Annotated in this window: 12 protein-coding genes; 11 read left to right on the top strand and 1 reads right to left on the bottom strand. The window is 33.3% G+C overall.

Features of this window, described 5'->3' with window-relative positions:
• The first annotated feature begins 73 nt into the window (after positions 1-73).
• Positions 74-1,621, top strand: coding sequence for a LysM peptidoglycan-binding domain-containing protein (locus tag FC091_RS01585; protein WP_138432529.1), 1,548 nt, complete (start codon positions 74-76; stop codon positions 1,619-1,621).
• A gap of 23 nt (positions 1,622-1,644) precedes the next feature.
• Positions 1,645-2,628 carry a DUF4837 family protein gene (locus FC091_RS01580; protein ID WP_138432528.1) on the top strand — a complete coding sequence of 328 codons (984 nt, stop codon included), beginning with the start codon at positions 1,645-1,647 and terminating at the stop codon, positions 2,626-2,628.
• A gap of 50 nt (positions 2,629-2,678) precedes the next feature.
• Here the strand turns inward: FC091_RS01580 and tatA are convergent, their stop codons facing one another.
• Entirely contained in the window at positions 2,679-2,864 is a 186-nt protein-coding gene (gene tatA / locus FC091_RS01575; RefSeq protein WP_138432527.1) for a twin-arginine translocase TatA/TatE family subunit, read from the bottom strand.
• Between the two features lie 113 nt (positions 2,865-2,977).
• On the opposite strand from tatA, the gene FC091_RS01570 reads away from it, so the two are divergent.
• From FC091_RS01570 to cysQ, 9 genes are read left to right on the top strand one after another with little or no spacing between them, the layout of a single operon-like run.
• Entirely contained in the window at positions 2,978-3,847 is an 870-nt protein-coding gene (locus FC091_RS01570; protein ID WP_138432526.1) for a M23 family metallopeptidase, read from the top strand.
• The gene (locus tag FC091_RS01565; RefSeq protein WP_138432525.1) at positions 3,847-5,349 is read left to right on the top strand and encodes a GH3 auxin-responsive promoter family protein; all 1,503 of its coding nucleotides are present in this window, start codon (positions 3,847-3,849) and stop codon (positions 5,347-5,349) included. Before FC091_RS01570 ends, FC091_RS01565 begins: the two co-directional genes overlap by 1 nt.
• 26 nt (positions 5,350-5,375) lie before the next feature.
• Positions 5,376-7,067 (top strand): DUF6909 family protein, encoded by a 1,692-nt coding sequence (locus tag FC091_RS01560; RefSeq protein ID WP_138432524.1) that lies wholly within the window; start codon positions 5,376-5,378, stop codon positions 7,065-7,067.
• Between the two features lie 3 nt (positions 7,068-7,070).
• Positions 7,071-8,126: a hypothetical protein gene (locus FC091_RS01555; RefSeq protein WP_138432523.1), complete on the top strand. Its 1,056-nt coding sequence runs from the start codon at positions 7,071-7,073 to the stop codon at positions 8,124-8,126.
• Positions 8,116-9,171, top strand: coding sequence for a dTDP-glucose 4,6-dehydratase (gene rfbB, locus FC091_RS01550; RefSeq protein WP_138432522.1), 1,056 nt, complete (start codon positions 8,116-8,118; stop codon positions 9,169-9,171). The genes FC091_RS01555 and rfbB overlap by 11 nt, the downstream gene beginning before the upstream one ends.
• Positions 9,168-10,037 carry a glucose-1-phosphate thymidylyltransferase RfbA gene (gene rfbA, locus FC091_RS01545; protein ID WP_138432521.1) on the top strand — a complete coding sequence of 290 codons (870 nt, stop codon included), beginning with the start codon at positions 9,168-9,170 and terminating at the stop codon, positions 10,035-10,037. The genes rfbB and rfbA overlap by 4 nt, the downstream gene beginning before the upstream one ends.
• Positions 10,034-10,579 carry a dTDP-4-dehydrorhamnose 3,5-epimerase gene (gene rfbC, locus FC091_RS01540; RefSeq protein WP_138432520.1) on the top strand — a complete coding sequence of 182 codons (546 nt, stop codon included), beginning with the start codon at positions 10,034-10,036 and terminating at the stop codon, positions 10,577-10,579. The genes rfbA and rfbC overlap by 4 nt, the downstream gene beginning before the upstream one ends.
• Positions 10,501-11,433, top strand: a complete 933-nt coding sequence (rfbD, locus tag FC091_RS01535) for a dTDP-4-dehydrorhamnose reductase (protein WP_317128722.1) — start codon at positions 10,501-10,503, stop codon at positions 11,431-11,433. Before rfbC ends, rfbD begins: the two co-directional genes overlap by 79 nt.
• A complete protein-coding gene (gene cysQ / locus FC091_RS01530; RefSeq protein WP_138432518.1) occupies positions 11,426-12,220 on the top strand; it encodes a 3'(2'),5'-bisphosphate nucleotidase CysQ in 795 nt (264 codons plus the stop codon). The genes rfbD and cysQ overlap by 8 nt, the downstream gene beginning before the upstream one ends.

Raw genomic sequence — 12,220 nt, 5'->3', positions numbered from 1 at the left:
TTGAGTATTAGTTATAAAAAGTACTATTTTTAGACCTACTAACGTTACGTATAGTAGGTCTTTTTTTAAATATATGCATTACAAATACAACATTTCATTTATACTCTTTGCTTTAGTAAGCTTTGGTTTTTCTCAAATAAAAACAGACACAATTATTCCAATACATAAAACTGGAGATTCTATAATTGATGGAAAGTTGCTTAATAGCGGAAAAATTATTCCTGCTGAACCAGATACTCTCAATATTAAAGACCTTAAGGATCATCCTGAAGCTGCAGAATTAGATCAAAAGTGGCTTGAAGAATTATACAGTAACGCTCTTTACGATACAATATATAAATCAGTTACAGAGCTTACCTATGAGCCTATTGACTATCCAGAATTATCAACCGACACCTTAAAGGCTAGATTAGAGCGTCTTAATGCGCGAACACCATTTAACGTAGAGTACAATCCGTCTTTAGAAAGTGTTATAAAACGCTACTTAAAACACAGAAGAACTTCATTAGAACGATTAATGGGATTAAGTCATTTTTATTTTCCAATGTTTGAGGCAGAATTTGATAATTACAACATTCCACTCGAAATGAAGTATCTATCAATTGTGGAATCTGCATTAAAACCAAGAGCACGATCTAGAGTAGGCGCAACAGGCTTATGGCAGTTTATGTTTGGCACAGGGAAAGAGTACGATTTAGATGTAAGTAGTTATGTAGATGAACGTAGCGACCCTATACGTTCTACAACAGCAGCGGCAAAATATTTAGCGCGATTGTACAAGATTTTTGGTGATTGGGATTTAGCACTAGCAGCTTACAACTCTGGTCCAGGTAATGTAAATAAAGCCATTAGACGATCTGGTGGATATAAAAATTATTGGAACATTAGGGCAAATCTACCACGAGAAACAGCAGGTTATGTTCCGGCATTTTTGGCAACTATGTATATTTTTGAGTATGCTGAAGAACATGGTTTTAAGCCAGAACGACCACCTTTTCAGTTAATACAAACCGACACCATTCATGTAAAGCAAATGATAACTTTAGATCAGGTTGCAGAAACTACAGGTGTAAATATTGAAGAACTTCAGTTTTTAAACCCTTCATACAAATTAGATATTATACCTGAAATAGAAGGAAAAACGTATGTCTTACGGTTACCTAGAGAAGCTGTCGGTGTTTTTACTACAAACGAGGATAAAATTTATGCTTTTGCAAAAGCGGAATTTGATAAACGTGAAAAACCATTACCACAACTCTTTAATGCAGATACTAAGGTACGCTATCGTGTAAAAAGCGGAGATTATTTAGGTAAAATTGCTAGGCGTTACGGAGTAAGGGTTAGCCAAATAAAACGATGGAATGGTTTACGAAGCAACAATCTAAAAATAGGACAACGTTTAACCATCTACCCAAGAAAACCTGTAGTAACAACTCAAACTGCTAAACCCAAAACATCAGTGAGTACAAGTGGCAGAAAAACATATAAAGTAAAATCTGGTGACTCACTTTGGAGTATAGCACAAAAATTTTCTGGAGTTTCTGTTCAAAATCTTAAAGATTGGAACGATATTAGTGGTAATAAACTCAAAATAGGAATGACACTTATTGTGTCTGAGTAATAAACCAACAAAAAATATAAATTATGAGAACGCTTTATGCACTTGTATTATGCTTATTGCTAACAGCTTGTGGTGAAGAAAAGCAAGGCGATAAAAAAAGGTACTTACCAGAATCTAATGGAAACTTAAATAGTATTTCCGTAGTTATAGATAACGATTTGTGGGAAGGTAAAATAGGGGAAACCATTAGAAAAACCTTTGCAGCTTCTATTTATGGTTTGCCAGTGGACGAGCCTATGTTTAAACTTCGCCAAATACCACCACAAGTATTTGACGGATTTGCAACACGAAGCAGAATAATCCTTAAGATTGAAAAAGGTGAAACTATTGAGCCTACCACTAAAATTGCAAATGAGGCCTTTGCAAAACCTCAAACGGTAGCAATTGTTGGTGGTAAAACAAATGATGACATTATCTATCAAATTACCGAAGCTAAGGATAAAATTATAGATGCTTTTAATAAAGAAGAAGTTAAGGAAAAACAAAGACGTATTAAATTAGATCTGTTAGATGTAAGCTCCATAGAGAGTAAATTAGGATTTACCGTTAATATTCCTTCTGCTTACAGAATCGCAAAAGCAGATGATGATTTCTTTTGGATTAGAAAAAATCTTAGCAACTCTAAGACTATCGAGGTCATGTTTTATGAAGTTCCATTAGAAACAATATCTCAAGGAGATAGTACTGTGGTGGATATTGTAAAAATGAGAGACAACATTACAAAAACCAGAATACCGGGAGAAGATGATATTTATATGGCAGTGGATGATGCGTACGCGCCAGGAATGTTTGATGCCATTGTAGATAATAAACCAGCTTACGAGGTAAGAGGTATTTGGGAAATGAAAGGGTTTACAATGGCTGGCCCATTTATCACATATGCAATAGAAGATAAAGTAAACAAACGCTATCTTATTGCTGATGGTTATGTTTATGCACCATCATTGCAAAAAGCAGAATATGTTTTTGAGCTAGAATCGATTATAAAATCCATTAAAATTAAGTAATAAAAAAGCCAACTTTTTAAAGTTGGCTTTTTTAATAATATACACAATATTTATTGTTCTTCTTTTTTATCGGAAGCTTCATCTTTACTGGCATCTTTAAATTCTTTTATGCCGCTTCCTAAACCTCTCATTAATTCAGGAATCTTTTTTCCACCAAATAAAAGTAATATTGCCACAACAATTAATACTATTTGCCAAGGTCCAAAGGCTCCTAAAAATATACTACTAGAAATCATAACTTCAAATTTAGACTGCAAAGTTAATAATTAAACTTTAATAATAGCGCTGTTACTTTAACTTTAATAACTATTACCAATGCTGTTTCACTATTTTATTTATTTTTGTTTTAATGGCAAAAAAGAAAAAAAAAGAAAAGAAGTTTACTAAAAAACTGCTTCATAAGTATCGTCTCGTTATATTAAACGAGGACACTTTCGAAGAACGTTTTGCAATAAAACTTACGCGTCTCAATGTGTTTGTTTTAACGTCCATATCTGCAATTTTACTGATTTTCCTTACAATACTTTTAATCGCATTTACACCATTAAGGGAGTACATACCGGGTTATTCTTCGGCAAAGCTCAAAAAAGAAGCGACAATGCTTAATTATAAAACAGATTCCTTAGTTCAAGAATTAGAGCTTAACAAACGCTATTATGCATCTATTAGAAAGGTACTTACAGGAGATGTATCAACAGTAGATTTTAATAGAGATTCTGTTATAGAAGCCGCAAAAAATGATCCTGAAATTCTTCAGACCACAACTAATAGAGAAGATTCTTTACTAAGAGATAAGGTTGAAAAAGAGGATAAATATAATCTTTTTGATGACGCTTCAAACCAAACTAACTTTGTGTTATTCCCACCTGTAAACGGAACCATTTCAGAAGGTTACAATATAGAAGATAAACACTATGCCGTGGACGTTGTTGTTGCAACCAATACACCTGTAAAAGCTACAGCAGATGGAACGGTGATATTTGCCGAATGGACTGTAGAAACAGGATATGTTGTTATCATTGAGCATAACCAAGAGTTAATTTCTGTTTACAAACACAATGCTGCAATAACGAAAGCACAAGGTGATTTGGTAAAAGCAGGAGAAGTTATTGCTATGTCTGGCAACACAGGCGAATTTAGTACAGGACCACATCTTCATTTCGAACTATGGAGTAAAGGCTATCCAGTAAACCCAACCAATTTTATTGATTTTCAGTAATGCAATCAATTAAAGCAGCACTATCTAAACCTTTTGCAAAACTAATTGCAAAACGCATAAATAAATGGGCTTCTCAACCTATAGAAACTCAAGAAAAGGTATTTCAAAATTTAATCAAGGAGGCCAAAAACACTGTTTTTGGAAAAGATCATAAGTTCAATACGATTCAATCTTATGAAGATTTTAAGAAGCAAGTTCCTGTAAGAGATTATGAAGCGTTAAGGCCTTACGTAGAACGTGTTGTAAATGGTGAAGAAAACATACTTTGGAACGGCAAGCCAATTTATTTTGCTAAAACATCAGGAACGACCTCTGGCGCTAAGTATATTCCAATAACCAAAGAAAGCATGCCTACTCATGTAGAAGCAGCACGAAATGCAATCTTAATGTATATACATGAGACAGGAAATGCAAAGTTTGTAGATGGTAAGATGATTTTTCTTCAAGGAAGTCCAATTTTAGAAGAAAAACATGGTATAAAATTAGGGAGACTTTCAGGTATAGTAGCTCATTATGTGCCAAAGTATCTTCAAAAAAACAGAATGCCAAGCTTAGAAACTAATTGCATAGAAGATTGGGAAACTAAGGTTAATGCTATTGTAGAAGAGACGGTTAATGAAGATATGAGCATCATATCCGGAATTCCATCTTGGGTACAAATGTACTTTGAAAAATTGATTGATAAGAAAGGGCAAAAAGTGGGAGATATATTCAAAAATTTCAACTTATTTATTTTCGGAGGAGTTAATTATGAACCATACAGAGCAAAATTTGAAAATTTAATAGGTCGAAAAGTAGATAGCATAGAGTTGTATCCCGCAAGTGAAGGATTTTTTGCATTTCAGGATAAACAAGACCAAAAAGGCATGCTACTGCAATTAAATTCTGGAATATTCTATGAGTTTATAGAAGCAGAACACTTCTTTGATGAGTACCCAAATCGTGTTACCATTAAAGATGTTAAGCTTGGAGTTAACTATGTAATGATTATTTCTACCACAGCGGGTTTATGGGCTTATAATATTGGTGATACGGTAGAGTTTACATCATTAAAACCCTATAGGGTTATTGTAAGCGGAAGAATAAAACATTTCATCTCAGCTTTTGGAGAACACGTTATAGGTAAGGAAGTAGAGCAAGCGCTTAAAGAGGCTACGGCAAATACCGATATTACAGTAAACGAATTTACTGTAGCTCCACAAATTAACCCTTCTAAAGGGTTACCATACCATGAATGGTTTATAGAGTTTGAAAACGAACCAAAAGATGAACCAGAGTTTATATGTAAGTTAGAGACATCACTTCAAAAACAGAATAGTTATTACTTTGATTTAATTGAAGGAAAAGTTTTAAGACCTTTGGTAATCACTAAAATTAAAAAAGATGGATTTCAAAACTATATGAAGTCTATAGGAAAACTTGGTGGTCAGAACAAGATACCAAGACTGTCAAACGACAGAAAAATAGCGAATAAGTTAAATGATCTCAAATTAACTAAATAAAGCTATATTTGCACGCTAAATAGAGTATGAGTACAGCTAACACGAGACATGAAAGAACAAGGGCGCAAGAGAGCTCTAATGCTATAGAACGCATGTATATAACAATGCGTCATCTATTTAATCGTGGATTTTATAAACCAATGGGTGTTTCTGGTGAAACTTTGCGAGAGGCCCTTTTATTATTAAGGCCAGAAATATATGGATCTATTGGCGAGGAGAAAGCTGAATTAGATGGTTTGCTTTATGTTATAGACCGTTTACCTCAAGGCATTGAAGAATGTACCTTTATTAATTTAACAAGTGATGAAGGTTATGCAAACTCTCACTTTAAGCCAATTATACCACCCAAAAGAAGGCGTAATTGTTATCGTATAGATGATGAGCAAATGAATATTGAGATTACTCGAGGACGTTCAGAAATATATGATATTTTAACTCATCTCACATTTTTGTTTGTTGAATCGCACAAGATTAGTAAGCGAGTTTTAATTGATGAAGAAGGTTCAACGGTAAGGGATTGGCAAAAGCTTGAAAAGGCAGTTATCTCAACAAAAAAATTAACCCAAAAAGAACGAGAAATTGCCATCACCCACACCGCAAATATTTTAGGTAGAACATTTAATGAGTTAACAGAAGTCTACCCTAAATTTGCTATAGACAGTCAACCTGAGCGATTATTACATATAGTATATTGGCTTGGAAAACTAGCAATAGAAGAAATAATAAAAGGCAATAAAAGAACCATTACATTTAGCCCTGTTTTAAGGGAGCGATTAGGGCATCATATCCACGGTGAGATTTGGGCAGACAACATAAAATCTGTATTACACAAAAACGGTTTACTTCAAAGGCCAATTCATATTATTAGTGCTAATATGCACAGTGTAATGAATTCCTTATTTGCCAAAGGAACACTCAGGGGCGAAGAGGCTAAAAGGAATATTTTTGAAGTTTTTGAGACCTTGAGTAGCCCAAAAAGTTCTGCAATGCGCAATAAAGTAGAGAAATCTGCGTTGCAAAACGGAATGATATATATTAAGGATACTTCTGGAACCAACATAGATGTTCAAATTTTTGATACAGATAAAATAGATTTTTCTAAAACAGATTTTAATTATTTAGAAACAAACAAAGACGATAAAGCTGTAATTTTTGTTATGGATTATGCCTTTGGCGAACAGGCCTACGAGACTTTAGATGAGTTTTTAAAACCAATTAAAGTTGATGGTGGAAAAGTCCACTTAGATGTAAAGTCTATTTCTATAATGGGTAAGGCAGGAATTTTAGAAGGGGGAAAGGGAGATGTAATGATACCATCCGCTCATATTTTTGAAGGTACTGCAGATAATTATCCTTTTAAAAATGAACTTAGTAAACAGGATTTAGTAGATTGTGGAGTTGATGTTTATGAAGGAACCATGATAACAGTTTTGGGCACATCCTTACAAAATAAAGAGATTTTAAAGTTCTTTAAAAAATCTACTTGGAATGTTATCGGTTTAGAAATGGAAGGTGCTCATTATCAAAAAGCCATACAAGCTGCATCAAAAGTAAGAGGAAGTATAAACGAGGATGTTAAAGTTAGATACGCTTACTACGCCAGTGATAATCCTTTAGAAACAGGGAGTACCCTAGCCTCTGGTGGATTAGGCACGTCAGGAGTAAGACCTACATACGTAATTACAAAGAAAATACTAGAACAAATATTTAATTCTTAATAAATGAATCAAGAAGCACCAAAAAGCCCTCAAAATGAGGAGGTAGATTTAATACAAATTTTTAAATATTTCGGGAAATTTTTAGACCGTATTTATAACTTTTTTAAATCTATTTTTAAAGGTTTTCTATCTATTATAATTCAAATTATTAAAGCCATAATAGACAATTATAAAATTGTTTTTGGCTCTATGTTAATTGCGGCAGTTATAGGGTACGGATTAGAGAAAACAAAAGAAGACGTTTACCTTTCGAAAATGTTGGTAAAGCCTTATTTTGACTCTAAATTTCAACTAGTTGCTAATATAGATTTTTATAATGCCTTAATAGCAGATAAAGACTATTCTCAGCTACAACGTATTTTCAATATTTCAGAATCAGATGCCGAAAAGATAATAGATTTTGAAATACACCCTGGACCAGAAAATGAGAATGATCAAATAGCGCAGTATGATAAGTTTCTAAAATCAATTGACAGTCTAAGAGCTCAAGAGGTTTCATTTGAAAATTTTATTGAAAACAGAAGTATTTATTCTGGCGATATTTTTGAAATAAGTGTAAAATCTCATAAAAAAGACATTTTTAGATCCCTAGAAGTAGGCTTAAACTCAACATTCTCCAATGCCTACTCGGCCAAAAAAATGAAAAAAAGAGATTCTATTTTAAAAATTGAGAAAAATAGAATTTTAGCGTCTTTGGAAGAGGTTGATTCTTTGAAAAAGGTTTATATAGGCATAAAAAAAGAGGAGTCGAAATCAGATAGAAAGTCTTTTTCCACACAAGATGGATTTACTTACATAGAACAACGTACGGAAACTAAAGAATATGAGTTAATCGAAAAGCAAATAAAATTACAACAAGATCTTAGTGCGCTAGAAACTCAAAAAGTCGAAGAGGACGAATTTTTCGATACTTTGTCAAGTTTTCCTGAAGTAGGCGCTAAATACGTTGATTTAAGTGAAAGATATTCCATAATTTTTCCAATTCTAATTTTTATTTTCCTATCTATTTTATATTTAGCAAAGAAAATAATAAGGTATGTCAAGTCTTATGAAGTATAAAAAAAACCTATTAATTACAGGAGGCGCAGGTTTTATAGGCTCACATGTTGTAAGACTATTCGTAAACAAGTACTCTAATTACAATGTTTACAACCTAGACAGCTTAACTTATGCAGGCAATTTAGAGAATTTAAAAGATGTTGAGGATAAAGAGAATTATCACTTCATTAAAGCAGACATAAATGATGAAAAAGTTATTGAGGACCTTTTTATAGAGCACCAATTTGACAGTGTTATACACCTAGCCGCAGAGTCTCATGTAGACAGATCTATAAAAGATCCTTTAGCATTTGTTAAAACCAATATTATAGGCACCCTAAATCTTTTAAATGCGTTTAAGAAATTGTGGAACAACAATTTAGAGGAAAAAAGATTTTACCATGTGAGTACAGATGAGGTTTATGGTACTCTAGGAGAATCAGGTTTGTTTACCGAAACTACTAGCTACTCACCCAATTCACCTTACTCTGCATCTAAAGCAAGTTCAGACCATTTTGTTAGGGCTTATGGCGAAACTTATAAACTCCCTTATGTTATTACAAATTGCTCCAACAATTATGGGCAAAATCAATTTCCCGAAAAGCTTATTCCTCTTTTTATAAACAACATTATAAATAATAAGCCACTACCTGTTTATGGCGACGGTAATTACACAAGAGACTGGCTCTATGTTGTAGACCATGCAAGAGCTATTGATTTAGTTTTTCACGAAGGTAAAAATCAAGAGACTTATAACATAGGTGGTTTTAATGAGTGGAAAAATATAGATTTGGTTAAACTGTTGTGTAAGCAAATGGATGAAAAACTAGGTCGAGAAAGAGGTTCTTCTGAAAAACTCATAGCTTATGTAAAAGATAGACCAGGACACGATTTGAGATATGCTATAGATGCAAGCAAAATAAATAAAGAATTTGGTTGGAAACCATCTGTAACATTTGAGCAAGGCTTGTCTATTACAATAGATTGGTACTTAAACAATCAAGAATGGTTGAACCATGTAACAAGTGGAGAATATCAATCCTATTATAAAAAACAATACCAATGAAAGGAATTATACTAGCCGGTGGATCTGGTACTAGACTACATCCTTTGACATTATCTGTAAGTAAGCAATTAATGCCGGTATATGATAAGCCAATGATTTACTATCCATTGTCTACGTTAATGTATTCTGGTATTAATGAAATTTTAATCATATCAACACCTAAAGACCTACCTCTTTTTAATGATTTACTTGGTGATGGTAAAAAATATGGTTGTACTTTCAAATATGCAGTACAAGAGTCCCCTAATGGTCTCGCGGAAGCTTTTATAATAGGAGAACAATTTATTGGCGACGACAAAGTTGCTTTAATCTTAGGGGATAATATATTTTACGGTACAGGTCTTTCAAAACTCCTACAGAGCAACAATAATCCTGATGGTGGCATCATTTATGCGTATAGGGTTCATGATCCAGAGCGTTATGGTGTTGTAGATTTTGACGAAAAAGGACAAGCGATATCAATTGAAGAAAAACCTAAAAAACCAAAATCTAATTTTGCCGTTCCAGGTATTTATTTTTACGATAATGACGTTGTTGATATCGCAAAAAACATAAAACCAAGCCATCGAGGCGAACTAGAAATCACAGATGTAAACAAAGAATATCTTAGAAGAAACAAGCTAAGTGTAAGTATCTTAGATAGAGGCACCGCTTGGTTAGATACAGGTACTTTTGATTCTTTGATGCAGGCATCACAGTTTGTAGAGGTAATAGAGAATAGACAAGGCTTAAAGATTGGTTCTATTGAGGCCGCAGCCTATGAAATGGGATACATATCAGAAGATAAATTTCGAGATTTAGCAAAGCCATTACTGAAAAGTGGTTATGGCAAAAACCTTTTGGGCCTAATAAAAAATAAAAAATGACAGCTAGCGAAACAAAACTTAAAGGTTGTTTTATTATTGATCCGAGAGTATTTCAGGATGACAGAGGCTATTTTTTTGAGAGTTTTAATCAAGAAACTTTTAATAACTTGATTGGTAAGACTGTTAGTTTTGTTCAAGATAATGAATCCTTTTCATCAAGAGGTGTAATTAGGGGATTACACTTTCAAATTGGTGAGTTTGCTCAAGCAAAACTTGTACGTGTTGTAAAAGGTGCAGTTTTAGACGTTGCGGTAGATATTAGACCCGAATCTGATACTTTTGGACAATATGTAGCAGTTGAGCTTAATGAAAAAAACAAAAAACAGTTGTTTGTCCCAAGAGGTTTTGCCCATGGTTTTTCGGTACTAAGCGATACCGCTATTTTCTCATATAAATGCGATAATTTTTACAATAAAAAAGCCGAAGCAGGAATCATATATAATGACCCCTCATTAAATATTGATTGGAAAATAAAGAAAGAAGAGGAGCAACTGTCAGAGAAGGATGTTATTTTACCAACCATAGAGCAATATTTCAAATGACACCAAGAATATTAGTTACCGGAAGTAATGGGCAGTTGGGAATGTGTATCAAAGACCTTGAGAGTAAAAAATTTAATATTCAATATGTAAATTCAACACAGCTTGATATAACTAATCGTCAGCAAGTCAAGAATTTTTTTAAAGAGAACAAAATAGATTGGTGCATTAACTGTGCGGCATATACGGCAGTTGATAATGCTGAATCTGATTACGATAAAGCTTATGAAGTCAATGTGTTAGGTGTAAAAAATTTAGCAGAATCTTGCAAGGAATATAGTATTAAGTTAATACATATTTCTACTGATTTTGTTTTTGATGGAAATAATAATATACCGTATAAAGAATCCGATCAAACCAAGCCTATTGGTGCTTATGGAGAAACTAAACTAAAAGGAGAAAAAGAAGTAACTCAAATCATAAAGGAGTATTTTATTATTAGAACATCTTGGCTTTACTCAGAACACGGAAGTAATTTTTTAAAAACAATGCTTCGTTTGTCCAAAGACAGGAACAAATTGGGCGTTGTGGGAGATCAAATAGGTACGCCAACTTATGCAAAAGATCTTGCAGAGACAATTTTATATATTATAGAAAATGATTTTTCAAATTATGGGCTTTATCATTACAGCAATAATGGAGTGGCAAGTTGGTATGATTTTGCTAAAGCCATTTTCGATATTAGCAGCATAGAGATTCAATTAGATAATATATCTACAAAACAATTTCCTACTCCAGCAAAACGTCCACACTTTAGTGTGTTAGATAAAACCAAAGCAGAAACGAGTTTTAACACAAGAATACCATACTGGCGAGATAGTCTAGAAATAGCAATTCAAAATTTGAAAAATGAATAAACAATTAGAAATAGCCATTAAAGCATCTTTAGAAGCAGGAAAAGTTATCATGAATGTTTATGAGACTGCTTTTAATGTTGAAATTAAAGATGATAAATCTCCACTAACTGAAGCTGATAAAAGAGCAAATAATGTAATTAATTTGTTTCTAAAACCATTAGGAACACCAATAATCTCAGAAGAAAATAAGCAGATAGATTATACTGTTAGGAAAACCTGGAATACCTGTTGGGTTGTAGATCCTGTGGATGGAACAAAAGAGTTTATTAAACGAAATGGTGAGTTTACGGTTAATATAGCACTTGTAGAAAATGGCATACCAAAGTTAGGTGTAATTTATGTGCCAGCTGTTAAGACAATTTACTACGGCAATGTAGAAGAAGGAAGCGCATTTAAAGCCGAGTTAGGTTCACACGATACCACCATAGATGAGGTTTTGAAATTATCAAAACCAATACAGCCTAAGCTTAACACTTCAAAAAATATTGAAGTTGTTGGAAGTAGATCCCACATGAATGAAGATACATTAAACTTTGTTGAAGCTTTAAAAAATGAAGGAAAAGAAGTTGAGATTGTATCCAAGGGAAGCTCATTAAAGTTTTGTTTGGTGGCAGAAGGTAATGCGGACGTGTATCCACGATACGCACCCACAATGGAATGGGATACAGCCGCTGGTCAAGCCATTTGTAACGCGGTAGGTATAAAGGTTATTTCTAAAGACACCAATCAGCCATTAAAATATAATAAAGAAAACTTATTAAACAGTTATTTCCTAGTTAGCAAATAA

Origin of the sequence: Winogradskyella algicola, assembly GCF_005869935.1 — a bacterium.
GTDB classification, from domain to species: domain Bacteria; phylum Bacteroidota; class Bacteroidia; order Flavobacteriales; family Flavobacteriaceae; genus Winogradskyella; species Winogradskyella algicola.
The sequence above is the reverse complement of the archived record's forward strand: the minus strand, read 5'-3'. Positions and strand labels throughout refer to the sequence as shown.